Genomic DNA, 25,119 nt, shown 5'->3' with positions numbered 1-25,119 from the left:
ACAGAGCTGTCAGGGCCCGAGCTGCACGTTGCTCCCCCGCCAGGACTTGAACCCGGACAGATGGCACCAAAAGCCACAGTGCTGCCAATTACACCACGGGGGATGAAACTCGACTAAACCGGACATTTGGTCAGGTCGCCGAGTCGGCACCCAACACTATGCCGTACCAGGCGCCCTTGATGCGACGGTACAGATCGGCGCTCTGGAGAACGTGGATCACGAGGCACCCCCTGTAGTTGTCGCCGACGTTCTTGCGGACCGTTTTCGGGTTGTGTTTCTTGAGTGTGCTCTTGTTGAAGGAGCTGCCGTCGGCCCCGACGTGATCCGCCCAGAAGCGCTCGGCGGCGGGCACGTCGGGGTCTCCTCGCGTACCCGGTCCTGCTCGGCGCGCAGTCGTGCGAGCCCCGCGTTCATGCGGGCTCGCTGTTCCTCCGGGGTGCAGCGTGGTTCCGGGTGGGGCAGATCCCGCACCCACAGCGAAACCGAACTCTTCGAGCAGCCCAGCTCCGCCTGGATCTCGTTGTACGTCCAGCCCTGCCCCCGCAGCTCTCGGGCCCTGTCCCGCAGGTCGTCCTTCGCGTTCGGGCGCTTCGTCCACTCCGGGGGCGGCTCGCCCGCGACGAGGCGTTGGAGGGTCTCCTTGTTGTGGACCTGAAGTTCGTCCCGGATCTGCCGGAGGCTCAGTCCCGCCCGGCGCAGCGTGGTCGCTCGTTCGCGCAGGGTCTCGAAATCCGCGTACTTGTTCTGTGGATGTGCCATGGGCATACCGTCCGGGCGGAATGCGATCTTCCGTGGGCGAACGGGGAGTGAATCAGCAGTTCGAGGGATATTGGTGGGTTTCGCTTCTGTTCGATTGCGGGGTGTGGTGGAGGCCAGGAGGTGAAAGTCACCGGAAATGGGGCGGGGTGCGAACGTAGGCTGGAGGCATGACCACGACGGGGGAAGAGCACACCGCGGCCGGTACCGGGCCGTGGTGGTGGGTCAGATGGCGTAGTGCGGTGTTGGACGCGAGCCTCGCGTCGGCGTCGGCGGTGGAGTGCGCGATCGAGGGGATTCCGTTCGCGCGCGACGCGGGCCTGCCGGTTCCGGTGGGCGTGGGGTTCGGACTGGTCGCCGGCTCGGTGCTGCTGTTGCGCCGGCGCTGGCCGATCGCGGTCGTGCTGGTGTCGATCGCCATCACGCCGGCCCAGATGGGGTTCCTGATGGGACTCGTCGGGCTGTACACGCTGGCCGCGTCCGAGCTGCCGCGCCGGATCATCGGGGCGCTCGCGGGGATGTCCTTCGCGGGGATGCTGATCGTCACGTTCGTGCGTGCGCACCAGGGCATGGTCCGCGGGGACGTGACGATGGGGGACTGGTTCGTTCCGTTCGTCTCCATCACGACCGCGATCGGGATGACCGCGCCGCCCGTGCTGCTCGGGTTGTACGTGGGGGCGCGGCGGCGGCTGATGGAGAGCCTGCGGGAGCGGGCGGACTCGTTGGAGCGGGAGTTGCAGCTGCTCGCCGAGCGGGCCGAGGAGCGGGCGGAGTGGGCGCGCAACGAGGAGCGGACACGGATCGCGCGGGAGATGCACGACGTGGTGGCGCACCGGGTGTCGTTGATGGTGGTGCACGCGGCGGCGTTGCAGGCCGTGGCGCGGAAGGATCCCGAGAAGGCCGTGAAGAACGCCGCGCTGGTGGGGGACATGGGGCGGCAGGCGTTGACGGAGTTGCGCGAGATGTTGGGTGTGCTGCGTACGGGGGACGGGTTGTCGTCCGTGCGGGTGCGGGCGGTGCCGTTGGCGGCCGTGGGGGTGGCGGCCGCGGCGGCCTCGCGGGCGGTCGATGACGGGGCCGAGGGGCCGAGTCTTGCCGAGCTGGACGAGTTGGTCGGGCAGTCGGCGGCTGCGGGGATGGTGGTGGATCTCTCGGTGGAGGGTGACACCCGGGGGTACGCGGCGGAGATCGAGCAGACGGCGTACCGGGTGGTTCAGGAGGCTCTGACCAACGTGCACAAGCATGCGGCGGGGGCGAAGACGCATGTTCGGCTCGCTCATCGCGACGCGGAGATCGCGATGCAGGTCGAGAACGAGTGTCCGCCGGAGCCGGGGTCGGCGTCGGCCATGCATCTGCCCAGTGGTGGTAACGGCCTGGTGGGTATGAAGGAGCGGGTTGCCGCGCTGGGGGGAGTGTTCGTGTCCGGGCCGACGGATTCGGGTGGGTTCCGGGTGTCGGCGGTGATTCCGGCGTAGGCCCTTCGGGGGGTGCGGTTGTCGGCTGCGGGTGGGTGGGGGCTGAGCGCGCAGTTCCCCGCGCCCCTGGGCCGGGGCTTCGCCCCCGGCCCCCTGTCGGCCTGACCGGCTTCGCCCCCGGCCCCCTGTCGGCCTGACCGGCCTCGTCCTCAAACGCCGGACGGGCTGGAGGCTCTTAGGGGCGCGGGGAACTGCGCGACCAGCCCCCACCGGTCCGCAGCGGAAGAACCCTCCCTGGGGGCCGGCCGGCCGTCAGCCCGCGGTCAGGCGGACGGGGGCGATGCCGGACAGGAGGGTGGTGAGGGCGGTGTCGATCTCGGGGCCCAGGTACCAGTCGCCGGTGTGGTCGAGTGCGTAGACGCGGCCCTCGGAGTCGATGGCGAGCAGGGCGCGGGAGTCGGACTCCTCGCCGAGGGGGCAGACCTCGGTGTCCAGGGCGCGGCCGAGGTCGCCGAGGGTGCGGGCCATGTGGAGGCCGTGCAGGGGGTCGAAGTGGAGTGCGGTCGGCGCCAGCTGGCGGCCGGGCCCGGAGGGCTTCACGTGCAGTCCGCCGAATTCCGCCCACGCCTCCACCGCCGCGGGGAACACGGCGTGCCGGTGTCCCGCGGACGACTCGTGGCTCCGTAGCGCGTCGGCCCAGTACTCGGCCTGCTTTATGTCCCAGCGCCCGGGTTGCCACCCCGCGGAGCGCAGCGCGGCGTCCACGGGTACGGGGAAGCGTGTGGTGGAGGAGCGGTCGGGGTGCATCTGCCCTTCGTTCGTCGAGGGTCGGGACATCGGCGCGCCGGCGGGGGCGCCGTACGTACGGGTGCGGGGATGGGGGAGTTCAGGAGCCGCCGGTCGTCGCGGTCGGGTCGACGACGCGGACGCCGAAGTGGTCGCTGAGCGCCGTGCAGGCGCGGCAGGGTGCGGCGAAGCTGCCGTGCAGCGGGTCGCCGTCCTCGCGGATCCGGCGTGCGGTGAGTTTGGCCTGTTTGAGGGCTTTGCGTGCCTCGCCGTTGGTCATCGGCTTGCGGGCGGCGCGTTTGCTGCGGGTGGCGTCGGCGGTGGCGATGTGCCGGGAGATGAGGATCGCCTCGGCGCAGCGGCCGGTGAAGCGGTCGCGTTGCGCGCTGGTGAGGGTGTCGAGGAAGTCCTGGACCAGCGGGTGAAGGGCGGGCGGCTGGTCGCCGCGGGCGGCGGTGCCGGTGAGGGTGGCGCCGCGTACGGAGAGGGCGGCGGCGACGGTGGGAAGTATGCCGTCGCGGCGGTGCAGGAGGGTGGGTGCGTGGGCCGCTTCGGCGCTGCTCCAGCCGACGCGCGGGTCCCCGGACGTGCCCGTATGTGTCGCGTTCATGATCGTTCTTCCCTCCCATGCATCCCCCGATGCGGCTACAGACTGCCAAATGGCGTGGCGGGTGCGGTAGCTGGGGCGCGCGACACGCCCGGGCTTCGTCATACCGTCACGGCGGGGTGACGGCAGGTCACGGAACCGGAGGCCCGGTGACCGGTGTCTTCCAACCGCATAGGCTGTCGATATCCGCGATCCAAACAGCTATTGAGAACGCCGCAGGGGGCAACCGCCATGACGACAGGTCGGCTCGGGCAGCAAGCCGCGCCGCCGAACGCGGCCTACGCCGGGCAGGTCGTGCATTTCCCGGATCCGGTCCGGGCCGCTCGCCACCCCAGGGGTGTGCGGGTCGACGCGCACGGCTACCCCGACTTCTCGCCGTACGCGCGTGCGGCCGCGGAGATCGCCGAGCCCCCGGAGGGTTTCGGCGTGGACGAACTGCGGTTGACGGACTATGTGTCGGCGAACGCCGCGCTCGCCACCGCGGGGCACGACCTGTGGGACACGATTCCGCCCGTGGCCACTCCGCATGGCTGGACCTGGCACCACGTGCGGGGTACGCGGCGGATGGAGCTCGTCCCCGTGGAGGTCAAGGCGCTGTTGCGGCATCACGGCGGTATCGCGACGGCGGCCGTCGATCACGGCAAGCGGGGGACGCGTCCGTTGCAGGACACGCGGCCCGCGCACTTCGGGCTGCCGAAGTCGTCGGTCGCGGTGAGCGAGCAGCAGGTGCTCGGGGTCGAGGAGGATCTCGGCTATCGGCTGCCGGGTGCCTATCGGTCCTTCCTGAAGGCCGCGGGCGGGTGCGCGCCGGTCGGTGCCGCGCTCGACGCGGAGTTGGGTCTGCTGGTGGACCAGCCGTTCTTCACGGTGCGCGAGGAAGCCGCCGTGAACGACCTCGTCTACATCAACAAGTGCCTGCGCGACCATCTGACCAAGGATTATCTGTGCGTCGGATTCGTGCAGGGCGGCCTGCTCGCCGTCAAGGTGAAGGGTGACGCGATCGGCTCGGTCTGGTTCTGCGCGTACGACGATGCCCGCGACCAGGACGCCTGGCCGCCGGCCGAGCGTGTGCAGCGGCTGTTGCTGCCCTGCGGCGCCGACTTCGACCAGTTCCTGTCCCGACTCGCGGGCAATCCGCCGGAGTTGGAGACGGTGGCGAACCTGATGGTGGACGGTGGCTTCGCGCGCGCCGTTCCCGTCTCTTCCCTGGGGGAGTGAACGTCCGATGGTGACCTTCGCGCAGGCGCAGGAGCGCGCGGAAGAGTGGATCAACGGCGAGGTGCCCGGGTACCAGCACCGTGAGGTGCGGGTGCGGGAGTTCGAACTCGGGTTCGTGGTGTGGGCCGAGGACCGCGTCGACGGTCCGCGTTCCGACGGGGGCGCGCAGCGGCTCGTCATCGCGCGGGACAGCGGGGAGGCGACGCTCTGGCCCGGGCTGCCGGTCGGTGAGGTGATCCGCCGGTACGAGGAGGAGTACGGGGTGCCGCAGGCGTCCCCGGAAGCGGCCCCGGCGCCTCCGGCACGGGTCGATCTGAACCAGACGTCGTTCTTGCTGAGCCCTCCGGAGTGGTTGCAGGAGGCGGCGGACAAGCTGGGTATTCCGGATCGGCGGGCGGGTGCGACGGCCGGCGGTGCCCATGGCGCGGGTACCGGGGGCGGCCTCGGTGCGGGTTCCGGCGCGGGTTCCCACGCGGGTTCCCATGCCAACGGGGCTTCCGCGGCGGGCGGTTCGATGACCCCCTCTCCGTCTTCTCCTCCCGCTCCTCCCGCTCCTTCTTCTCCTTCGGACGCGCCGCCGCCGTGGCCCGCCGCCGCGGCCGGTGACGAGCGGGACGCGGGTCCGCGGGATGCCGTGGGGGCGCCGGGCGTGCCCGCTTCGGCGACTCCGTGGGCGGGGACGGACACCGCCGGGGACGGGGGCGAGGACCGTTCCGTGCCGCTGCCGGCGACCGTGTTCGCGCCGCCGCTGACCGACGTCGACGACAAGGCGGGTCCGGGTGCGCCGCCCGGTGTGGCCCCGGACGCCAAGACGGCTCTGATGTCCGGCGGCAGTCAACTCCCGCGCACGGCACAGGCGCCCGCGGTCGACGACCGCACGGCCCCGCCGGCGTACGGCTACCCACAGGCAGGCCCGGGTGCGCCGGGCACACCGGGCACGCCGCCTCCTGGTGTGCCGGCTCCTGGTGTTCCGCAGGGCACGCCTCCTTCCGGACCGCCGGCCGCGTACGGCTACCCGCAGGGGCCCGGCGGTGCTCCCGGCACGCCTCCTCCTCCCCCTCCGCCTCCCGGTGTTCCGCAGGGCTCGCCCCCGCCCGGTGCGCCCGGGTACGGGTACCCGCAGGGGCAGGCCCCCGTCGCGCCGCCGCGGCCGCTGCCGCCGAACGCCGGTGACATCGCCGACGCCGCGACCAGCAAGGCGCAGGCGCCGCCGAGGGGCGCGCGGGGTGGTGGCATGAGCGCGCCGCCTCCGCCGAGCGCCCCGGGCGTACCGGGTGTGCGGCCGGGGAGCGCCCCGCCGCCCCCGTCGTCCGGGCCCGGTGCTCCGGGCACCCCGGCGGGTGGGTACGTACCGACGCAGCTCGTCTCGCAGCTCGGCCCGAACGGGCCAGGGGTTCCTGGTGCGCCTGCCGCGCCCGGCGCTCCGCAGCCTCCGGGTGGTACGCCTCCCGGGGGTGTCCATCACGCCGCGACCATGCTGGCGGGTCCGCCCGCGGGTGCTCCCGGCGCGCCCCAGCCTCCGGGTACGCCCGGTGCACCTGGTGCGCCCGGTGCTCCGCAGCCTCCGGGCACCCCGCCCCCGGGCGGTGTCCACCACGCCGCCACCATGCTGGCCGGTCCTCCGGCCGGTCCTCCGGTCGCCGGTCCCGGTGTACCGCCGCCCCCGCAGGCCCCTGGCATGCCTCCGGGCGCGCCGCAGCCGATGCCGGGACAGCCGATGCCGGGACAACCCATGCCCGGACAACCCATGCCTGGACAGCCGATGCCCGGTCAGCCGATGCCCCCGGGGCAGCAGCCTCCGGCGTACGGCTACCCGCAGGCCGGTCAGCCGACCGTCGGGCCGGGGTATCAGGCCGTACTGCGCTACCGCGCGCAGGACGGTTCCGAGCAGCAGTTGATCCGGCGCTCGGCGCCGGGGACCCCGCACCCGGAGTGGCAGATCCTGCACGAGCTGCGCGCGATGAACGTGCCGCCGCAGCAAGTTCTGGAGCTGCACACGGAGTTGGAGTCGTGCGAGCTGCCGGGCGCGTACTGCGCGCGGATGATCCGGGAGAGCTGGCCGCAGGCGCGGATCACCAGCATCGCGCCGTACGGCACGGATCACGCGAGCCGCCAGCAGGGTATGCACCAGCTCCTCGCGCACCAGGGCGAGTTGCACCAGGTGGCGGACGGTCCCGCGCGTCCGGCGCCGGTGCGGGCGCCGATTCCGCCGGTGCAGCCCGCGCCGCCGGTTCCGCCGGAGGCGATCGGGCAGGAGCTGGCGGCGGCGTTCGGGCCTGGTCTGTTCCGGTTCGAGCAGGCCGCGGTGTCGCGGCAGGGTGTGCCGAACATCGTGGCGCACACGCTGGTGGTGGCCGGACTGCCGGTCGACATGGGCCCGTTCTTCTGGGCGCAGGCGCAGCCGGGCCGTCCGGTGCCGACGCTCGCCGAGCTGGCGCAGGAGCGTGGGGTGCAGCCGGCCGCGGACGCGGGCTCGTACCTCGTCATGGGCAGTGACTTCGGCAAGGCGATCTGTGTCCAGTACGGCACCGCGAACATCGTGGCCGTGCCGGTGGAGGCGGGTCCGGGCGGTGCCTCGGTGCCGCCGCAGTTCGTGAACACGGGGCTGCCCGAGTTCGCGCGCTGTCTGGCTCTGCTCGGCCGGATGTGGCGGCTGCGGTTCGGGCTCAACCAGGAGCAGGCGGGCCGCTGGACCGTCGACTTCCAGGCGCAGCTCGCCTCGCTCGACCCGGCGGCGCTCGGCTCGCCGGAGAGCTGGTGGTCGGTGCTGCTGGAGCAGATGTGGGACGGCCTGCTGTGATGCGGCGCTGAGCGTCCGTCAGGGAGCCGAAAGGGTTGGACCCGGTCGTACGACCGGGTCCAACCCTTTTTTTACGCGACTGACCGCTACAAATGCGCGGAGTGTCGCGTTATGAACACTTACGCCTGATCCACCAAGATGTGCGCCACATCGTGTTGTACGTCGCACAGTGGAGAGGGGCCCAGGGATGAGCAGCGCATCGGTGTCGCCGCACGGCTTCGTGACCGTACGGGGACGCGGTTACCGTCCCGAGCAGGTCGACGCGTACTTCGCTGCGCTCTCGCGGGTCCGCGACACCGCCTGGGAACGGGCCGCCCGGCTGACCGTCCTGGCCAAGGAGATGGACGCGGAGGTCGGGCGGCTGCGGGAGGTCGTGGCGCGGCTGGCCCCGCAGACGTACGAGACGCTCGGCGAGCGCGCCTGCCGGATTCGCGAGCTCGGCGAGGAGGAGGCCGCGGCGGTGCGCGAGAACGCGCGGAGCGCGGCCGGGCTGGCCGTCGAGGAGGCCGAGGCGGAGGGGCGGCGGATGCGTGAGGCGGCGCAGGCGTACGCCGACGAGCTGCGCGGCGAGGCCGAGGAGCGCGCCCGGCACCGTCTCCTCGCCGCCCGCGCCGAGGCCGACGAGATGCGGATCGCCGCCCGTCGCGCGGTCAAGGAGGGCCGGGGGGAGGTGCTGGCGGCGTTGCGCGAGGTGCGGCAGCGCACCGAAGGCTTCCTCGGCGACCAGGAGAGGGAACACGCGGAGCGCTGGGAGGAGGCGGAGCGTGCGGCGGTGGAGCGGGCGGCCGGGCTCGACGCGCACCACGTGAAGCGGGGGGTGCGCGCCGAGGCCGCGTTGGCCGAGGCCGAGCGTGTGTTGGCCGAGGCCGAGGAGGCGGCCAGGCTCGAGCAGGAAGGCGCGATGGCACGAGCCGCTGAGGTGTTGGCCGAGGCCCGTGTTCGTGAGGAGCGGATCGTTCGGGAGACGGAGCGGGTGCTGCGCGAGCACGGGGAGCGGTGGGACGACGTACGGGCGCAGATGGAAGAGGTGCGCACGAGTCTCATGACGCTGACCGGGCGGGCACCGGTGGAGTAGCGCTGCTCTTACGGCGTTCTCCGTACCGCCCCCGCCAGGATCCACCCCTCCACCGCCTCGTACTGTCTGCGCTGTTCCTCCGCCTTGCGGCGCCCGGAGATCACCGTCCCCAGCCATCCGTAGGCGAAGCCCAGGGGAATGGAGACGAGGCCGGTGGTGGTGAACGGGAACCAGTTGAAGTCGGCTTCGGGGAAGGCCGAGGTGGGGGAGCCGGAGACCAGGTTGGTGCCGGTCATGAGGATCAGGACGGTCAGCGTTCCGCCGATGAGGGTGCACAGGAGGCCCGTGCGGGTGTAGCGGCGCCAGAAGAGGCCGTAGACCAGCGCGGGCGCTATGGCCGAGGCGCCCAGGCAGAACGACAGCGTGACCAGGGGTTGCAGGCTGCGGTGCTGGACGAAGGTGGCGAGCAGGATCGCCGGTGCGCCGACCGCGAGCGCGGAGACGCGGGCGAGGGTCATCTCGCGGCGCGGGGACAGCTCCCGGATCCGCCCGGCGAACACGTCGTGGGCGAGGGAGTTGGCGCAGGCGAGGATCATGCCGGCGACCGAGGCGAGGAGCGTGAGGAAGATCGCTGTCGTCACGGTCGTGAAGAGGAGGGTCTCGGCCGTCGACACGTCCGGTCCGAACGCGGCCCTGGATCCCAGCAGGTACGCCGTGTTGCCCTGCGGGTCGGCGGCCGCGATCACGGGCCGTCCGATCAGCGCCGTGGCCCCGAACCCGACGACCGTGATGACCAGCACGAAGACGGCCACGCAGGGCACCGCCCAGGACATCGAGCGGCGGACCTGACGGGCGCTGCCCGCGGTGTACATGCGCATGGTGATGTGCGGCAGGCAGGCGCCGCCGAGGACCACGGTCAGCTCCGAACTGATCATGTCGATACGGGGGTTGGGTCCGCCCGCGAACTGCAGGCCGGAGTGCAGGAACGCGGTTCCGACGCCGCTGTTGCGGGCGGCGGTGTCGAACAGGGCCCCGGGGTCCCAGCCGAAGCGCTGCAGGATGAGGGCGGAGACCACGGTGCCCGAGCCGAGCAGCATCACGATCTTCAGGATCTGGATGAGGGCGGTGCCCTTCATGCCGCCGATCGCCGCGTAGCTGATCATCAGTGTGCCGAGGCCGATGATGCAGCCGGTCTTGAGGGAGTCGCTGGAGAAGCCGAGGATGAAGGCCAGCAGATCGCCCGCGCCGGCGAGTTGGACCAGCATCAGCGGCAGCAGGGCGACGAGGGTCGCGGCGCACGCCGTGATGCGTACCGCGCGCCCCGGCATCCGTCGTGCGAGCGCGTCGCCCATGGTGAACCGGCCCGCGTTGCGCAGCGGTTCGGCCAGCAGGAACATCAGCAGCATCAGCGACAGGGCGGTGCTGAGGGCGAGGACGACACCGTCGTACCCGGCGAGGGCGATGACGCCGCCGGTGCCGAGGACGGTCGCGGCGGAGATGTAGTCCCCGGCGATGGCGAGGCCGTTGCGCATCGGCGACAGGGAGCCGTAGCCCGTGTAGAACTCGTCGAGGTCGTCGCGGTCCGGTCCGGTCATCACGCACAGCAGCAGCGTGATCGTGGCGACGGCCGTGAACGCCACCAGTGACATGGCCCGCGCGGAACTGCTGAACCCGACCATGCTCGTCAGGGCGGTCACCTCGGACACCCGGCTCATCGGGCCGCCTCCCGCTTCGCGTCCAGCTGGGTCTGCCGGCGGATCCGGTCCGCGATCGGGTCGACGCGCCGGCGCGCGGTGTACTCGTACAGCCCGATCGCCAGGCAGGTCACCGGCACCTGGAGCAGGCCGAGCAGCAGTCCGGTCGGCAGTCCGCCGGAGACTTCGCTCGCCATCAGCCCCGGCGCGAACGCCGACAGGAAGAGGAAGAGGGTGAAGTAGCCGAGCGCGGTGAGCGTCGCGACCCGCCGTTGCCGGCGGTAGGCGCCGCGCAGGACGCGGATGTCGCTGTGCCGGCCGAGTGCGTGGTGACGCGGTTGTCGCTTTCTCTCGGGCTCGGGTGGCTGGGGCTGCGGTTGCCAGGGATAGGTGAGGTGCGCGGGCGACGTGTGGTGGGGGAAGGGGTGCGGGGACGGGGGTGGGGACGAGTGCGGCGGTGCGTAGAGCGGGTCGTACGGCGGCTGGTGCCGCCTTTGGTGCTCGGGGGACGAGAACGCGTCTTGCATCCCGTGATCTCCTTGCGTGGCTCGGGCCCGGTGCGGACCGCAGGGAGTTGGGGGGTGGGCGAGGCACGCACGCTACTCGCAGGTAGCCGGTATGCGTGAGGCTTTCACCAAACTGAGCGGTCGGTATGCGCTTACTTCGGCGACCCGGGGTGTTACCCGTATTTACACCGGGAGTTAACCGACCGTTCCACTCCGGCCCTGCCGCCCTGGGCGACCGGCTCTTCTCAGTCCCCGGGATTCCTGAGGACCGGAAAACGCCGCGGTGCCACGAACAGCAGGACCAGGAAGGCGAGTGCGGCGGCGCCCGCCGCGCCGAGGTAGACGGCGTGGACCGCGTCGGCGACCGCGTGGCGCACATGCTCGGCGGGCGCGCCCGAGCCCAGCGCCCGCGTCACCGCGTCCAGGTCCCCGGCGCCGCCGAGCCGCGCGGCCAGCACCCCGTTGGCGATCGCGCCGAACAGGGTCGCGCCGATGGTCTGGCCGGTCTGGCGGCAGAAGAGGACCGACGCCGTCGTCGTGCCGCGCTCCTCCCAGCCGACCGTCGACTGGACCCCGATGATCAGGGGGAGTTGGAAGAGGCCCAGGGCGCCGCCCAGCAGGAGCATCAGCAGGGCCGGCTGCCAGGGCTCGCCGGGGTAGGGCAGGAAGGGGAAGGTGAGCAGGATCAGGGTCGCGGTGCCGATGCCGAGCATCGCGGTGTTGCGGAAACCGATCCGCCCGTAGACGTGCTGGCTGAACGCCGCCGACACCGGCCAGCTCAACGTCCACACGGAGAGCACGAATCCGGCGGCGACGGGCGCCAGGCCGAGGACCGCCTGCGCGTACGTGGGCAGGAACACCGTGGGGGCGACCATGAGCAACCCCAGTGCGCCGAGCGCCAGGTTGACGGCCGCGATCGTGCGGCGCCGCCACACCCAGCCGGGGATGATCGGCTCGGCCGCCCGGCGTTCGATCACGACCACGGCACCGATCAGCGCGAGTCCCGTACCGAACAGGGCGAGCGACGGCGCCGACAGCCAGTCCCAGGCGACCCCGCCCTGCACCAGCGCGGTGAGCAGCACACCGCCGCAGGCGAAGACGGCCAGCGCGCCCGCCCAGTCGATCCGGGGGCGGCGGCCGGAGGACTCCCGTACCGGCTCGTGCAGATGGCGGACGATCAGCCACAGCGCCAGCGCGCCGATCGGCAGGTTGATGAGGAAGATCCAGCGCCAGTCGGCGTACGCGGCGAGAACCCCGCCGAGGGAGGGGCCCGCGATCGCCGAGGTCGCCCACACCGTGGACAGCTTGGCCTGGATCTTGGGGCGCTCCTTGAGCGGGTAGAGGTCCGCGGCGAGCGTCTGCACCGTGCCCTGCAACGCGCCACCGCCCAGGCCCTGCACGATCCGGAAGGCGATGAGCGCGGCCATGTTCCAGGCGGTGGCGCACAGCAGCGAGCCGAGGAGGAAGACGGCGGCGCCCGCGACGAGGACCGGCTTGCGGCCGAAGGTGTCGGACAGCTTCCCGTACACCGGCAGGGTGACCGTCACCGCGAGCAGATAGCCCGAGAACAGCCAGGAGAAGACGGAGAAGCCGCCGAGGTCGCCGACGATCTGCGGTACGGCCGTGGAGACGATGGTGGAGTCGAGCGCGGCCAGCGCCATGGAGAGCATCAGGGCGGCGACGACGGCACCCCTGCGGCTGCGTGAGGCCGCTGGTTGCTCCGTCGCCGCGGCCCGTATTCCGGTGTCCCCCTGGCCCACTGGAGCGCCTCCCCTGATCGGTTCCCCCTGCAACTATCCGCCGTCCCCCACCATCTCACTTGACCTTCACGTAGCGGGAGGGTGGACGCTGACTGGGACCGAGGGTGGAGGCAACCCCGAGAGGGACTCCACCGAAGGGTGGACTGCCCCTAGGGGTCTCTCCCCACTAGGGCTCGGGGGGCGTTCGTACCGGCGGAGGACGAGACGGGGCGAGGCCGTCCTTAACCTGGCTTTATGCCGCTGAGGGCGGTGGACCGGACCCACGGGGGTGGGGTTTTCCCCCGTAGAAGACTGCGCTGGGCACCAGCGCGCCGGACCACCCCCCGCCACCAGACTTACCGACGTAGCGAAGAGCACTTCATCCGCTGACCGACATAGGAGATACACCGTGACATCGGCTGTGACCATTCCCAGGCACGGGGGCACTGGAGGGCGTACGGCCGTTGCCGCGCGGGCGCGGCAGGTCGTCAAGGCGTACGGGTCCGGGGAGACCCGGGTCGTCGCCCTGGACCACGTCGACGTGGACATCGCGCGGGGGCAGTTCACCGCGATCATGGGCCCCTCGGGGTCCGGCAAGTCCACGCTGATGCACTGCCTCGCCGGACTCGACACCGTGACGAGTGGCCAGATCCACCTCGACGAGACCGAGATCACCGGGCTCAAGGACAAGAAGCTCACACAGCTGCGCCGGGACCGGATCGGGTTCATCTTCCAGGCGTTCAACCTGCTGCCGACGCTGAACGCGATAGAGAACATCACCCTGCCGATGGACATCGCGGGCCGCAAGCCGAACAAGGGCTGGCTCGACCAGGTCGTGGAGACCGTCGGACTCGCCGACCGACTCAAGCACCGGCCCAGCCAGCTCTCCGGCGGCCAGCAGCAGCGCGTCGCGGTGGCGCGGGCACTCGCCGCGCGGCCCGAGATCATCTTCGGGGACGAGCCGACCGGAAACCTCGACTCCCGGGCGGGCGCCGAGGTGCTGGGCTTCCTGCGCCGCTCGGTGGACGAGCTCGGCCAGACCATCGTGATCGTGACGCACGACCCGGTGGCGGCCTCGTACTCGGACCGCGTGCTGTACCTCGCCGACGGCCGGATCGTCGACGAGATGTACCAGCCGACGGCCGATCAGGTCCTCGACCGCATGAAGGACTTCGACGCGCGGGGGCGTACGTCATGACCGTCCTGAAGACCTCGATGCGCAACTTCTTCGCGCACAAGGGGCGGATGGCGCTGTCGGCGGTCGCGGTGCTGCTGTCCGTGGCCTTCGTCTGCGGCACGCTGGTGTTCACCGACACCATGAACACGACGTTCGACAAGCTGTTCGCCGCCACCTCCTCCGACGTGACCGTCTCGCCGAAGGCGGCCAAGAGCGACAACACCCCGCAGAACGGCAGGCCCGACTCGCTGCCCGCCTCGGTCCTGGAGCGGGCCAAGAAGGCGCAGGGCGTCAAGTACGCCGAGGGCGCGGTCTCTTCGATGAACGTGACCGTCGTCAACAGCGCCAACAAGAACATGGGGTCGAGCACCGGGGCCCCGACGATCGCCGGCAACTGGACGCGCAACGACCTGCGTTCGATGGAGATCACCTCCGGTCACGCCCCGCGCGGGCCGACCGAGACGATGGTCGACGCCGACACCGCCGACAAGCACCACCTCAAGCTCGGCGACGAACTGCGCACCATCGCCGTCACCGGTGACTTCAAGGCCCGGATCGTCGGCATCGCCACCTTCAAGGTGACCAACCCCGGCGCAGCCGTCGTCTACTTCGACACCGCCACCGCCCAGCGCGAACTGCTCGGCACCACCGGCCGGTTCACCCACATCAACCTCTCCACCGCCACCGGTGTCACCAACGACACGCTCAAGCAGAACGTCATCTCCTCGATCGGCGCCGGCGCGTACAAGGTGCAGACGCAGAAGGAGTACTCCGACGAGAACCGCTCCGGCGTCGGCTCCTTCATGGACGTCATCAAGTACGCCATGCTCGGCTTCGCCGGGATCGCCTTCCTGGTCGGCATCTTCCTGATCATCAACACCTTCTCCATGCTGGTCGCCCAGCGCACCCGCGAGATCGGCCTGATGCGGGCGATCGGCTCGTCCCGCAAGCAGGTCAACCGGTCCGTCCTGGTCGAGGCGACCCTGCTCGGCTTCTTCGGCTCGATCCTCGGCGTCGGCGCGGGCGTCGGCCTCGCGGTCGGCCTGATGAAGCTCATGTCGGCGGCGGGCATGGACCTGTCCACCCGCGATCTGACGGTCAAGGCGACGACCCCGGTCATCGGACTCGTGCTCGGTGTCGTGGTCACCGTCCTCGCCGCCTATCTGCCCGCCCGCCGGGCAGGCAAGGTCTCCCCGATGGCCGCGCTGCGCGACGCCGGTACACCGGCGGACGGCAAGGCCGGTCTCGTCCGCGGCATCATCGGCCTGGTCCTCACCGGCGCCGGAACCTTCGCGCTCTTCACGGCGGCGGGCGCCGACAAGGCGAGCGACGGCTCGCTGGTACTGGGCGCGGGAGTCGTCCTGACCCTGATCGGGTTCGTCATCATCGGCCCGCTGCTCGCGGGCGGCGTCGTCCGGGTGATCAGCGCGGTGCTGCTGCGCTTCTTCGGCCCCGTCGGACGGATGGCGGAGCGCAACGCGCTGCGCAACCCGCGCCGCACCGGAGCCACCGGCGCGGCCCTGATGATCGGCCTCGCCCTGGTCGCCTGCCTGTCGGTCGTCGGCTCGTCCATGGTCGCCTCCGCGACCGACGAACTCGACAAGACGGTCGGCACCGACTTCATCATCCAGGGCAACCAGCGGATCGTCCCGCAGGCGGCGAAGGCCATCGAGACGACACCCGGCCTGGAACACGTCACGCACTACCGTGACATCGAGGCCAAGATCGTCGCCCCCGACGGTTCCTCGGACGGCGACGGCGTCACGGCCGCCGACCCCACCTACGCACAGGACCTGCACCGCAAGACGACGGCCGGTGAACTGACCGCCGCCTACGGCAAGGACTCCATGTCCGTCGGCTCGAAGTTCGCCACCAAGCACCACGTCAAGCTGGGCGACACCCTGACCGTCGCCTTCAAGGGCGGCAGCACGGCGAAGCTCAAGGTCGCCGCGATCACCGACGACAACGTGGCCATCGACCAGGGCGCGCGGTACCTCAGCACCGAGACCATGCGGAAGTACCTCCCGGCCGACCGGATCCCGCCGGACCAGATCATGTTCGCCAGCGCCAAGAACGGCCAGGAGAAGCAGGCGTACGCGGCCCTGAAGAAGTCCATGGAGCAGTACCCGCAGTACCAGGTCCGCGACCAGAGCGACTACAAGCAGGAGCTCAAGGACCAGATCGGCCAGCTCCTGAACATGGTCTACGGCCTGCTCGCCCTCGCGATCGTCGTCGCCGTCCTCGGCGTGATCAACACCCTCGCCCTGTCGGTGGTGGAGCGGACGCGCGAGATCGGCCTGATGCGCGCCATCGGGATGTCCCGCCGCCAGCTGCGCCGCATGATCCGCCTGGAGTCGGTCGTCATCGCCCTCTTCGGCGCGCTGCTCGGCCTCGGCCTGGGCATGGGCTGGGGTGCCACCGCCCAGAAACTCCTCGCCCTGGAAGGCCTGAAGGTCCTGGAGATCCCCTGGCCGACCATCATCGGGGTCTTCATCGGCTCGGCGTTCGTGGGCCTGTTCGCCGCCCTGATCCCGGCGTTCCGGGCGGGCCGGATGAACGTACTGAACGCCATCGCCACCGACTAGCCGGCAGCAGCAGCCGCCGCGAAGCCACCGTATACGGGGGTTACGGGGGACGGGCCCGGCCCGGGAGGACATCACCTCCCGGGCCGGGCCCGCGGTCGTACGCGGTGCGGGCCGGGCCCGCGGCCGTACGCGGTGCGGGCCGGGCCCGCGGTCGTACGCGGTGCCTCAGGTCCGCCGCTCCAGGAGTACGTAGCCGTAGGCGGCGCCCACGACGTCGTACGCGGCGTGGGGGTGCAGACGGCCGGCGTACGCCTGGACGTCCTGGATCGCGTGGTCGGAGTCGTCGAGGGCGATGAAGTCCGGGGTGACGCCACCGGTGCCGCCCGGCCAGAAGACCCGGCAGCGCGCGACGAGCCGACTGCTCGGGCCGACGTTCGCCTCGACGCTCGCCCCGTCCGGGACACGCGCCAGCAGCCGTTCCACGGCACTCACGCGCGCGGGCTTGCGATACGCGGCGGACTCGCCCAGCACGGACAGCGGGAGCGAGGTCGTCAGCGCGAGCGCGGCCGCGGCGACGGCCGTGGGCAGGTGCAGCGCGTACGAGCGCAGCCACGGGCGCGGGCTCCAGCGGGCCCGGGAGAGCGCGTCGGCGAGGGCGAGGGAGAGGACCGGCATCAGGACGGCGCTGTAGTGCCATTCCGTGCCCCAGTAGTGCCGGTCGGAGGAGAGGAGACGCCAGCCCAGGGTCGGCAGGGCGACCAGGAGGAGCGGGGAGCGCACGGCCAGCAGACCGGTGGTGGGGATCAGCAGCCAGGCGAGGGTGCGGAGTTTGGTGCCCAGGCCGTCGAGGGGATCACCGCCGGCCTTGTTCCAGTAGGTGTAGGTGTCCGCGGTGTTGAAGGCAGGGATCACCACCGTGAAGGTGAGCACCGCGGCCAGCACGCCGAGCACGGCGACCCCGAGCGCGCACAGGGCCGTACGCGGGGCGGGTTTCCGGGCCCGCACGGCCACGACCAGAGCGATCGCGGCCAGGGTGAGCCCGAGGTCCTCCTTGACGAGGACCAACGGGAACGCCCACAGCAGGGCGGCGCGCCACCGTCGCTCCAGGACCGCCTCCAGGGCGAAGGCGATCAGCGGGACGGCGAAACAGATCTCGTGGAAGTCGAAGTCGACGGCGCGCTGGATCCCCCACGACAGCCCGTACGCGAGACCCAGCGCGAGTCCCCGGGAGCGGCCGAGGAGCTGGGCGGCGGCACGGGTGACCGGGACCGCGGACAGGCTCAGCAGCGCGGCCTGGGCGACGAGGAGGGTGACCGGGGTGGGGAAGAGACGGTAGGCGGGCGCGAGGAGGGCGGTGACCGGGCTGAAGTGGTCGCCGAGAAGGTTGCTGCCCGGACCCCTGAGATCGGCGACGGGGGCCCGCAGATGGGCGTAGGCGCGGACGGCCTGCTCGAAGATGCCGAGGTCCCAGGAACGGGTCGCCAGATGCCGCCAACGGCAGACCGACAGGGTCGCGTACGCGGTGAAGAACAGGACCGCCAGGAGCTGGGGGTCGCGGGAGCGCCGGTCACGGGCGGGGACTGCCATGACCGGCGGGGGTATGGGGGCGCCGTCGGTTCTTGGGGCGCTGTCCGTGGCGGTGGCGGTGTCGGTGTCGGCGGGGGTCGGGTTCGAGCTCATGCGGCTCCCGGTACGTGATCACGTGTCACGGGGTATACGCCGGGGACGTGGGGTGTGGTTGACGGTTGGGGGTGGGGTGTGGTGCGGGTCACTTCCCGTGGGGTGGGGCGGGGGCTGGGTTGTTGGCTGCGGGGCGGTGGGGGCTGGTCGCGCCCCGCGGCGGAGCCGCATATGGACACAGCCTCGCGCCCCTGAGGGCGGGGCTGCGCCCCGATTCCCCCGACGGGCCGTCGAACCGGGACCGGGTCCGAGGCCCGTCCACCTCTTGCGTCTCACAGGGAGCGCGGCGCCGTCGTAGGCTGGACAACCCCGGCCCGTCGAGACGTGTCGGGCGGTTCGCGTTGCCCTCTCTCCGGGATGGAAGCCCTTCATGAGCCTGCACGGTCTGCTCGACGCCGTCGTCAAGGACGCCGCCCTCGCGGAAGCGGTGAAGGCCGCCACCGACGGCAACCGGATGCACATCGACCTGGTCGGCCCGCCCGCCTCCCGCCCCTTCGCGGTGGCGGCCCTGGCCCGCGACGCCGGCCGCCCCGTACTGGCCGTGACGGCGACGGGACGCGAGGCCGAGGACCTGGCCGCGGCGCTCAGGTCCCTCCTCCCGGCCGACACGGTCGCGGAGTACCCCTCGTGGGAGACGCTCCCGCACGAGCGGCTCTCCCCCCGCTCGGACACCGTCGGCCGCCGTCTCGCCGTGCTGCGCCGCCTGGCGCACCCGCGCCCCGACGACCCCGAGACCGGCCCGGTGTCGGTCGTCGTCGCCCCCGTACGATCGGTGCTGCAACCGCAGGTCAAGGGCCTGGGAGACCTGGAGCCGGTCGCGCTGCGGACGGGCCAGAGCGCGGACCTGGGCCGGATCGTCGAGGCGCTCGCGGCAGCCGCGTACTCCCGGGTCGAGCTCGTCGAGAAGCGCGGCGAGTTCGCCGTGCGCGGCGGCATCCTGGACGTCTTCCCGCCCACCGAGGAGCACCCCCTCCGGGTGGAGTTCTGGGGCGACGACGTCGAGGAGATCCGCTACTTCAAGGTCGCCGACCAGCGCTCCCTCGAGGTCGCCGACCACGGACTGTGGGCGCCGCCCTGCCGCGAGCTGCTCCTGACGGACGAGGTGCGCCGACGGGCGGCCCGGCTCGCCGAGGAACACCCCGAGCTGGGCGATCTGCTCGGCAAGATCGCCGAGGGCATCGCCGTGGAAGGCATGGAGTCACTGGCTCCGGTCCTCGTCGACGACATGGAACTGCTGCTCGACGTCCTGCCCAAGGGCTCGATGGCCGTCGTCTGCGACCCGGAGCGGGTGCGGACCCGGGCCGCGGACCTGGTGGCGACCTCGCAGGAGTTCCTGCAGGCGTCCTGGGCGGCGACGGCCGGGGGCGGCGAGGCCCCCATCGACGTCGGCGCGGCCTCCCTGTGGGCCATCGCGGACGTCCGCGACCGGGCCCGCGAGCTGGACATGATGTGGTGGTCGGTGTCGCCGTTCGCGGCCGACGACGAGCTGGACGCGGACACCCTCAAGCTCGGCATGCACGCCCCCGAGACCTACCGCGGCGACACGGCCAGGGCGCTCGCCGACACCAAGGGCTGGCTCGCGGACGGCTGGCGCACGGTGTACGTCACCGAGGCGCACGGCCCCGCCGCCCGTACCGTCGAGGTCCTCGGCGGCGAGGGCATCGCGGCCCGCCTCGACGCGGAGCTGACCGAGCTGACGCCCGCCGTGGTGCAGGTCGCCTGCGGTTCGATCGACTACGGCTTCGTGGACCCGGCGCTCAAGCTCGCCGTCCTCACGGAGACCGACCTCTCCGGCCAGAAGGCGGCCGGCAAGGACGGCGCGCGCATGCCGGCCCGCCGCCGCAAGACGATCGATCCCCTCACGCTCGAAGCGGGCGACTACATCGTGCACGAGCAGCACGGTGTCGGCCGCTACATCGAGATGGTGCAGCGGACCGTCCAGGGCGCGACGCGTGAATACCTGGTGGTGGAGTACGCCCCGGCCAAGCGCGGCCAGCCCGGCGACCGCCTCTACATCCCCACCGACCAGCTGGAACAGATCACCAAGTACGTCGGCGGCGAGGCCCCCACCCTGCACCGCCTGGGCGGCGCCGACTGGACGAAGACCAAGGCGCGCGCCAAGAAGGCGGTCAAGGAGATCGCGGCGGACCTGATCAAGCTGTACAGCGCGCGCATGGCGGCCCCCGGCCATGCCTTCGGATCCGACACCCCCTGGCAGCGCGAACTCGAGGACGCCTTCCCGTACGCGGAGACCCCCGACCAGCTCACGACCATCGCCGAGGTCAAGGAGGACATGGAGAAGACGGTCCCGATGGACCGCCTGATCTGCGGCGACGTCGGCTACGGCAAGACGGAGATCGCGGTCCGCGCGGCCTTCAAGGCGGTGCAGGACGGCAAGCAGGTCGCGGTCCTGGTGCCGACGACGCTGCTGGTGCAGCAGCACTTCGGGACCTTCTCCGAGCGCTACTCGCAGTTCCCGGTGAACGTCCGCGCCCTGTCCCGCTTCCAGACCGACACGGAGGCGAAGGCCGTCCTGGAGGGTCTGCGGGACGGCGCGGTGGACGTCGTCATCGGCACCCACCGGCTGTTCTCCGCCGAGACCAAGTTCAAGGACCTGGGCCTGGTCGTCGTCGACGAGGAGCAGCGCTTCGGCGTCGAGCACAAGGAGCAGCTGAAGAAGCTGCGCGCCAACGTGGACGTCCTGACCATGTCCGCCACCCCCATTCCCCGTACGCTCGAAATGGCGGTGACGGGCATCCGGGAGATGTCCACGATCACCACCCCGCCGGAGGAGCGGCACCCGGTGCTGACCTTCGTCGGCCCGTACGAGGAGAAGCAGATCGGCGCGGCCGTCCGCCGCGAACTCCTGCGCGAGGGACAGGTCTTCTACATCCACAACCGGGTCGAGTCGATCGACCGGGCGGCGGCGCGGCTGCGTGAGATCGTCCCCGAGGCGCGTATCGCGACGGCGCACGGCCAGATGGGCGAGCAGGCTCTGGAGCAGGTGGTCGTCGACTTCTGGGAGAAGCGGTTCGACGTGCTCGTGTCGACCACGATCGTCGAATCCGGCATCGACATCTCCAACGCCAACACGCTGATCGTGGAGCGCGGCGACAACTTCGGCCTCTCGCAGTTGCATCAGCTGCGCGGCCGGGTGGGCCGAGGCCGTGAGCGCGGCTACGCCTACTTCCTCTACCCGCCGGAGAAGCCCCTGACGGAGACCGCGCACGAGCGGCTCGCGACCATCGCCCAGCACACGGAGATGGGCGCGGGCATGTACGTGGCGATGAAGGACCTGGAGATCCGCGGCGCGGGCAATCTGCTCGGCGGCGAGCAGTCGGGTCACATCGCGGGCGTCGGCTTCGACCTGTACGTCCGTATGGTCGGCGAGGCGGTCGCGGACTACCGGGCCTCCCTGGAAGGCGGAGTCGAGGAGGAGCCGCCCCTGGAGGTCAAGATCGAGCTGCCGGTCGACGCGCACGTCCCGCACGACTACGCGCCGGGTGAGCGGCTGCGTCTGCAGGCCTACCGCGCCATCGCCTCCGCCAACACGGAGGAGGACGTCAAGGCCGTACGCGAGGAACTGACCGACCGTTACGGCAAGCTGCCCGAGCCGGTGGAGAACCTGCTGCTCGTCGCGGGCCTGCGGATGCTCGCGCGGGCGTGCGGTGTCGGCGAGGTCGTGCTTCAGGGCAACAACATCCGCTTCGCACCGGCGGAGTTGCGCGAGTCCCAGGAACTCCGCCTCAAGCGGCTCTACCCGGGCACGGTCATCAAGCCGGCCGCCCACCAGCTCCTGGTGCCCCGCCCGAAGACGGCGAAGGTGGGCGGGAAGCCGTTGGTCGGGCGGGAGTTGCTGGGGTGGACCGGGGAGTTCCTGGCGACGATTCTCGGGTCGTAGAGGTCGTAGAGGTCGTAGAGGTCATAGGGGCCATAGAGGTCGTACGGAGTCGTCGCGGCCGGTGGTGGAGGCCGGGCTCACGCCGACGGTGGCCGGAACAGCATTCCCGCCAGGGTGCGGAAGACCTCCTCGGGGTCCTGGTCCCCGACCGCGCCATCCAGGTTGTGGCCGAGGAGCAGCGTGGCGAAGCCGTGGGCCAGGGACCAGGCGGCGACTCCGGCGAGGCGGGGGTCGGTGCCGGGTTCCGGCACCCGGTCGGAGACGGCCTGGCGCAGGCGGTCCGCGGTCAGGGCACGGGCCGTGGTCAGCTCCAGGTCGTTCTCGCGCAGCAGCTCCGGCGTGAACATCACCTGGAAGTGCGCGGGGTGCTCACGCGCGAAACGTACGTAGCGGACCCCCGCGTCCCGTAGGTCCGTGGCCTCGGTGAGCGCCGCCGACAGCAGGGCGTGACCCTCGGCCGCGATCGCCGTGAGCAGGCCGGTGCGGTCCTTGAAGTGGTGGGCCGGAGCCGCGTGCGAGACGCCTGCCCGGCGGGCCAGGTCGCGCAGACTCAGCGCGGAGGGGCCTTCGACGGCGATGACGTCGAGCGCGGCGCTCAGGATCGCGCGACGCAGATCGCCGTGGTGATAGGGGCGTTCGGGAGTGGTCTTCGCGGTCTCCATGGTCATCAGCGTACGCGGAATCTAGGCATTGACAAGTTTGGTGGGTTCGGGCAATCTTGTCAGTGTCAAGTTGTCGCGTGGGTGGGAACGGGACGAGGGGGTTCGTCATGTCGGAGCACGGTAGTGAGGTGGCCGGGATGGTTCAGGGGGACGGGGCTGTCGGCTGGGAGGCCGGGATCGGGGCAGGGACCGGGGTCGAGGTCGGTATCGAGCTCGGCGAGGTGCGTCGGCTGTGGCACCTGTTGGAGCCCCTGCATGCGGTGCTCTACTACGCGCCGGAGGTCTTCGAGGAGGCGGCCGCGCTCGGGTACGCCGGGTCGGCGGAGGACCGCTGGCCGACCTACTTCCCCTTCCGCGCCGCGCCGTTGGGGGCGGTCGGGAGCGAGCGTGTGTCGTCCGCCTTCTACAGCTTCAGCCCGCGCATGGTCGCCGCGCACATGGACTCCGCGTGGGACACCGCGAGCCCCGCGGACGTGCTGAAGGCGAGGGAGCGGGGCATGGGCCGGGCGTACCGCGCGATATTCGGCGACCGCGCGGCGAGCCCCGAACTCAGCGAGGCCGCAGGGCTGTTGCGCCGCGCCGCCGAGGCCGCGAACACCGCGGGTCGGCCCATGGCCGCGGCCAACGCGGAGTCGGCGTGGCCGGCCGCCCCACACCTCCAGTTGTGGCACGCGGCGACGATCCTGCGCGAGCACCGGGGCGACGGACACCTCGCGGCGCTGCTCGTCGCCGGGCTCGACCCCGTCGAAGCGCTCGTGTCCTTCGCGGCGATCGGTGCGGCCTCCGTCGAGCGCTTCGAGAGCCGTGGCTGGAGCCCGCAGGAGTGGAGCGCCGCCCGTGAACGCCTTGCCGCGCGTGGCCTCGTGACCGAATCCGGCACTGCCACACCCGCGGGCCGCGAGCTCCGCGCCGAGGTCGAACGCCACACGGACGAACTGGCCGCCGCCCCCTGGCTCGCCCTCACCCCGGCCGACCGGGGCCGACTGACCGAGCTGCTCGGCGAGTTCTGGGTCGCGGTGCTGGGTTCGGGGCTGCTGCCTTCGGAGTCCACGTTGGGGATCGGGAAGGTGTGAGGGGAGGACGTGAGGGCGTGGGGGGGTGTGAGTGTGCGGGCGTGAGAGTGGGGGTCGCCGGGCGACGCGAGTGAAGCCGCCCGCGGGAGTGGGACTTCGCGGACGGCCTCGGTGCCACGGTCGGTCAATGGGTGTGTCGTCCTTCGCGCGCCTCCGCGGCTACGGCTGATCGGGGTCTACGGCTGATCGGGCCGGTCGGTCGCTTCGCGGTCCATGCCCATCGCGCCCTCGATCTTCTGCTGGGCGTCGTCGACCTGGTCCGTGTACTTGTTGCCCGTCTTCTCGTTGATCTCCCGTTCCCCGGCGTCGGACATGTCCTTGCCTTTGGACTTCGCCTGATCCTTGAATCTGTCGAAGATGCCCATGCAGGAACTCCTTCCGGAGGTGTGTCACCACCGACGATACGCCCGGCGTGCACCTATTGCCCGTTGGAGGAGGGTATGGGCTGGGCATGCCCGCCGCTACCGTGGGCACCAGGGAAACGCGCCCTGTGCAGGGCGGACCCGGGGAACAAAGGGGAGGGGCGTCGTGGTGCGTCTGAGGGGTGGGGCGGCGGCTGCCGCACTGGTGCTGTTCGTCGTCGGCGCGGGGATCAGCGGCTGCAAGAAGGACACCACGGGCTCCGCAGGCCCGCAGGGCACGGCGGCCGGCGGCGCCGCGCTCACCGCCGTGGACTCGCTGACCGTCAAGGGGCGCGCACCCAAGACGGGCTACAGCAGGGCGAGGTTCGGCACGGCCTGGGCCGACACGGACTCCAACAAGTGCGACACCCGCGACGACATCCTCAAGCGGGACCTGAAGAACGTGAAGTTCACCGGCGGCACCTGCAAGGTGGTCTCCGGGGCGCTCGATCCTGACCCGTACTCCGGCAAGGAAGTGACGTACAAGCGCGGCCGCAGCCTGGTGGACATAGACCACCTCGTCGCACTCTCGGACGCCTGGCAGAAGGGCGCCAAGTACTGGGACGCCGGCAAGCGGATAGCGCTGGCCAACGACCCGCTCAACCTGCTGTCCGTCGACGCGAGCACCAACCGCAGCAAGGGCGACGGCGACACCGCGACCTGGCTCCCGCCCAACAAGGGGTATCGCTGCACGTATGTGGCCGCGCAGGTGGCCGTGAAGAAGAAGTACGGGCTGTGGGTCACCGACGGGGAGAAGGCCGCGATGAAGAAGGTGCTCTCCGAGTGCCCCGGCCAGAAGCTCCCCTCGGGCGGCAATCCGACCCAGGCGCCGAAGCGGTTCACCGCCAACTGACGTCGTTTCATACTCCCTGGCGCAAGGGCGAGATGACGAGAATCCGTCAAGAAGGTGAGGAGTCCGCAAAAGAGTTCACAAGAAGCAAAGGGGCGAGTCGAAACAAGTCGACTTGGTTCAGCAAGACCAGGTCAAGGTAAGACCAAAAACGTTCCTCGTGCCTGTCCACGGCATGTTCACAACAGCCAAGATCAGCGGGTTTTCTGTGCTTCCCCCGCGCGTTCCCCCTGCCTGATCTCTCTTGACTGTTGGAGTCGAAGCCGTGCGCATTCGGCCTGCCCGCCGTTCCCGCCAGCCCCGCCGTCCCGTCG

The 25,119-nt window shown here is 71.2% G+C and carries 17 protein-coding genes, 1 tRNA gene and 1 pseudogene; 9 read left to right on the top strand and 10 right to left on the bottom strand.

The features are described from left to right. Window positions 1-31: 31 nt before the first annotated feature. Both FNV62_RS22630 and FNV62_RS22625 read right to left on the bottom strand, forming a co-directional pair. Window positions 32-103: transfer RNA gene (locus FNV62_RS22630), tRNA-Gln, on the bottom strand. A 27-nt stretch (window positions 104-130) separates the two neighbouring features. Beyond that, window positions 131-759: pseudogene (locus tag FNV62_RS22625) on the bottom strand (hypothetical protein). Window positions 760-926: 167 nt separating this feature from the next. Between FNV62_RS22625 and FNV62_RS22620 the strand changes: the two are divergent. Then, window positions 927-2,231, top strand: coding sequence for a sensor histidine kinase (locus FNV62_RS22620; protein WP_144315585.1), 1,305 nt, complete (start codon window positions 927-929; stop codon window positions 2,229-2,231). 252 nt (window positions 2,232-2,483) lie between these two features. Here the strand turns inward: FNV62_RS22620 and FNV62_RS22615 are convergent, their stop codons facing one another. Both FNV62_RS22615 and FNV62_RS22610 read right to left on the bottom strand, forming a co-directional pair. Next, entirely contained in the window at window positions 2,484-2,978 is a 495-nt protein-coding gene (locus tag FNV62_RS22615) for an SUKH-3 domain-containing protein (RefSeq protein WP_143601890.1), read from the bottom strand. Window positions 2,979-3,057: 79 nt separating this feature from the next. Then, window positions 3,058-3,567, bottom strand: a complete 510-nt coding sequence (locus FNV62_RS22610; RefSeq protein WP_143601889.1) for a YwqJ-related putative deaminase — start codon at window positions 3,565-3,567, stop codon at window positions 3,058-3,060. 228 nt (window positions 3,568-3,795) lie between these two features. Between FNV62_RS22610 and FNV62_RS22605 the strand changes: the two genes are divergently transcribed. From FNV62_RS22605 to FNV62_RS22595, 3 genes are all read left to right on the top strand, one after another. After that, entirely contained in the window at window positions 3,796-4,782 is a 987-nt protein-coding gene (locus tag FNV62_RS22605; protein ID WP_054233014.1) for an SMI1/KNR4 family protein, read from the top strand. A gap of 7 nt (window positions 4,783-4,789) precedes the next feature. After that, the gene (locus tag FNV62_RS22600; RefSeq protein ID WP_144315584.1) at window positions 4,790-7,582 is read left to right on the top strand and encodes an SUKH-4 family immunity protein; all 2,793 of its coding nucleotides are present in this window, start codon (window positions 4,790-4,792) and stop codon (window positions 7,580-7,582) included. A 187-nt stretch (window positions 7,583-7,769) separates the two neighbouring features. Continuing rightward, entirely contained in the window at window positions 7,770-8,657 is an 888-nt protein-coding gene (locus FNV62_RS22595; protein ID WP_144315583.1) for a cellulose-binding protein, read from the top strand. Between the two features lie 8 nt (window positions 8,658-8,665). On the opposite strand, the gene FNV62_RS22590 is transcribed toward FNV62_RS22595, so the two are convergent. From FNV62_RS22590 to FNV62_RS22580, 3 genes are all read right to left on the bottom strand, one after another. Then, window positions 8,666-10,276 carry a cation acetate symporter gene (locus tag FNV62_RS22590; RefSeq protein ID WP_097289020.1) on the bottom strand — a complete coding sequence of 537 codons (1,611 nt, stop codon included), beginning with the start codon at window positions 10,274-10,276 and terminating at the stop codon, window positions 8,666-8,668. Window positions 10,277-10,308: 32 nt separating this feature from the next. Then, window positions 10,309-10,818, bottom strand: coding sequence for a DUF485 domain-containing protein (locus FNV62_RS22585; protein ID WP_097285038.1), 510 nt, complete (start codon window positions 10,816-10,818; stop codon window positions 10,309-10,311). 224 nt (window positions 10,819-11,042) lie between these two features. Then, window positions 11,043-12,557 (bottom strand): MFS transporter, encoded by a 1,515-nt coding sequence (locus FNV62_RS22580; RefSeq protein ID WP_143655166.1) that lies wholly within the window; start codon window positions 12,555-12,557, stop codon window positions 11,043-11,045. A 388-nt stretch (window positions 12,558-12,945) separates the two neighbouring features. On the opposite strand from FNV62_RS22580, the gene FNV62_RS22575 reads away from it, so the two are divergent. Both FNV62_RS22575 and FNV62_RS22570 read left to right on the top strand, forming a co-directional pair. Then, window positions 12,946-13,734 carry an ABC transporter ATP-binding protein gene (locus tag FNV62_RS22575; RefSeq protein ID WP_054233010.1) on the top strand — a complete coding sequence of 263 codons (789 nt, stop codon included), beginning with the start codon at window positions 12,946-12,948 and terminating at the stop codon, window positions 13,732-13,734. Next, entirely contained in the window at window positions 13,731-16,298 is a 2,568-nt protein-coding gene (locus FNV62_RS22570) for an ABC transporter permease (protein ID WP_143608308.1), read from the top strand. The genes FNV62_RS22575 and FNV62_RS22570 overlap by 4 nt, the downstream gene beginning before the upstream one ends. Window positions 16,299-16,463: 165 nt before the next feature. On the opposite strand, the gene FNV62_RS22565 is transcribed toward FNV62_RS22570, so the two are convergent. Further along, window positions 16,464-17,918, bottom strand: a complete 1,455-nt coding sequence (locus FNV62_RS22565; protein WP_144315582.1) for a DUF2079 domain-containing protein — start codon at window positions 17,916-17,918, stop codon at window positions 16,464-16,466. A 370-nt stretch (window positions 17,919-18,288) separates the two neighbouring features. On the opposite strand from FNV62_RS22565, the gene mfd reads away from it, so the two are divergent. Continuing rightward, window positions 18,289-21,819, top strand: a complete 3,531-nt coding sequence (mfd, locus tag FNV62_RS22560; protein ID WP_060899841.1) for a transcription-repair coupling factor — start codon at window positions 18,289-18,291, stop codon at window positions 21,817-21,819. Window positions 21,820-21,896: 77 nt separating this feature from the next. Here the strand turns inward: mfd and FNV62_RS22555 are convergent, their stop codons facing one another. Further along, entirely contained in the window at window positions 21,897-22,481 is a 585-nt protein-coding gene (locus FNV62_RS22555; protein WP_382108472.1) for a TetR/AcrR family transcriptional regulator, read from the bottom strand. 107 nt (window positions 22,482-22,588) lie between these two features. On the opposite strand from FNV62_RS22555, the gene FNV62_RS22550 reads away from it, so the two are divergent. Continuing rightward, window positions 22,589-23,554, top strand: a complete 966-nt coding sequence (locus FNV62_RS22550; protein ID WP_225900332.1) for an SCO6745 family protein — start codon at window positions 22,589-22,591, stop codon at window positions 23,552-23,554. Window positions 23,555-23,730: 176 nt separating this feature from the next. Here the strand turns inward: FNV62_RS22550 and FNV62_RS22545 are convergent, their stop codons facing one another. After that, window positions 23,731-23,919 (bottom strand): Rv0909 family putative TA system antitoxin, encoded by a 189-nt coding sequence (locus tag FNV62_RS22545; RefSeq protein WP_097285033.1) that lies wholly within the window; start codon window positions 23,917-23,919, stop codon window positions 23,731-23,733. Window positions 23,920-24,082: 163 nt separating this feature from the next. On the opposite strand from FNV62_RS22545, the gene FNV62_RS22540 reads away from it, so the two are divergent. Then, complete coding sequence (locus FNV62_RS22540) at window positions 24,083-24,808, top strand: HNH endonuclease family protein (RefSeq protein WP_097285032.1); 726 nt, start codon at window positions 24,083-24,085, stop codon at window positions 24,806-24,808. Window positions 24,809-25,119 lie beyond the last annotated feature (311 nt).

The organism is Streptomyces sp. RLB3-17 (assembly GCF_007113425.2).
Taxonomy (GTDB): domain Bacteria; phylum Actinomycetota; class Actinomycetes; order Streptomycetales; family Streptomycetaceae; genus Streptomyces; species Streptomyces mirabilis_D.
The sequence above is the reverse complement of the archived record's forward strand: the minus strand, read 5'-3'. Positions and strand labels throughout refer to the sequence as shown.

Bases quoted from the DNA above. Each gene is read 5' to 3' on its own strand.
- FNV62_RS22555 (WP_382108472.1), bottom strand. From the start codon at position 22,481: ATGGAGACCGCGAAGACCACTCCCGAACGCCCCTATCACCACGGCGAT.
- FNV62_RS22615 (WP_143601890.1), bottom strand. From the start codon at position 2,978: ATGCACCCCGACCGCTCCTCCACCACACGCTTCCCCGTACCCGTGGAC.
- FNV62_RS22600 (WP_144315584.1), top strand. From the start codon at position 4,790: ATGGTGACCTTCGCGCAGGCGCAGGAGCGCGCGGAAGAGTGGATCAAC.
- FNV62_RS22620 (WP_144315585.1), top strand. From the start codon at position 927: ATGACCACGACGGGGGAAGAGCACACCGCGGCCGGTACCGGGCCGTGG.
- mfd (WP_060899841.1), top strand. From the start codon at position 18,289: ATGAGCCTGCACGGTCTGCTCGACGCCGTCGTCAAGGACGCCGCCCTC.
- FNV62_RS22605 (WP_054233014.1), top strand. From the start codon at position 3,796: ATGACGACAGGTCGGCTCGGGCAGCAAGCCGCGCCGCCGAACGCGGCC.
- FNV62_RS22565 (WP_144315582.1), bottom strand. From the start codon at position 17,918: ATGAGCTCGAACCCGACCCCCGCCGACACCGACACCGCCACCGCCACG.
- FNV62_RS22590 (WP_097289020.1), bottom strand. From the start codon at position 10,276: ATGGTCGGGTTCAGCAGTTCCGCGCGGGCCATGTCACTGGTGGCGTTC.
- FNV62_RS22610 (WP_143601889.1), bottom strand. From the start codon at position 3,567: ATGAACGCGACACATACGGGCACGTCCGGGGACCCGCGCGTCGGCTGG.
- FNV62_RS22550 (WP_225900332.1), top strand. From the start codon at position 22,589: ATGTCGGAGCACGGTAGTGAGGTGGCCGGGATGGTTCAGGGGGACGGG.
- FNV62_RS22545 (WP_097285033.1), bottom strand. From the start codon at position 23,919: ATGGGCATCTTCGACAGATTCAAGGATCAGGCGAAGTCCAAAGGCAAG.
- FNV62_RS22570 (WP_143608308.1), top strand. From the start codon at position 13,731: ATGACCGTCCTGAAGACCTCGATGCGCAACTTCTTCGCGCACAAGGGG.
- FNV62_RS22585 (WP_097285038.1), bottom strand. From the start codon at position 10,818: ATGCAAGACGCGTTCTCGTCCCCCGAGCACCAAAGGCGGCACCAGCCG.
- FNV62_RS22595 (WP_144315583.1), top strand. From the start codon at position 7,770: ATGAGCAGCGCATCGGTGTCGCCGCACGGCTTCGTGACCGTACGGGGA.